At 58.8% G+C, this 425-nt stretch carries 1 protein-coding gene; it reads right to left on the bottom strand.

All coding sequences use genetic code 11. From position 1 onward, the window contains the following. Positions 1–425: EF-Tu C-terminal domain-related protein (locus EP867_RS12635; RefSeq protein WP_241656901.1), on the bottom strand; the 425-nt coding region annotated here is incomplete at both ends.

The following is a 425-nucleotide window of genomic DNA, read 5'->3' as shown; positions in this document are numbered from 1 at the left end:
CACGGATTGCGAAGCGCAGCTTCTCTTCCATAGCGATCGGAGCAATCAGTTCGACTTCGAACTTCAGGTTGTCGCCCGGCATCACCATTTCGGTGCCTTCCGGCAGTTTAACCATGCCGGTGACGTCGGTGGTGCGGAAGTAGAACTGCGGACGGTAGTTCGCGAAGAACGGGGTGTGACGGCCGCCCTCTTCTTTAGTGAGGATATAGGCCTCAGCTTCGAAGTGGGTGTGCGGGTTAACCGATTTCGGTTTGCACAGAACCTGACCACGCTCAACGCCGTCACGGTCAACGCCGCGCAGCAGGGCGCCGATGTTGTCGCCGGCTTCACCGCGATCGAGCAGTTTGCGGAACATTTCCACACCGGTGCAGGTCGATTTCGAGGTCGGGCGGATGCCGACGATCTCGACTTCGTCACCAACGTTG

The sequence above is a fragment of the Falsigemmobacter intermedius genome (assembly GCF_004054105.1).
Taxonomy (GTDB): Bacteria; Pseudomonadota; Alphaproteobacteria; order Rhodobacterales; family Rhodobacteraceae; genus Wagnerdoeblera; species Wagnerdoeblera intermedia.
Note: the sequence above shows the minus strand (reverse complement) of the source record. Positions and strands in the feature narration are given on the sequence as shown.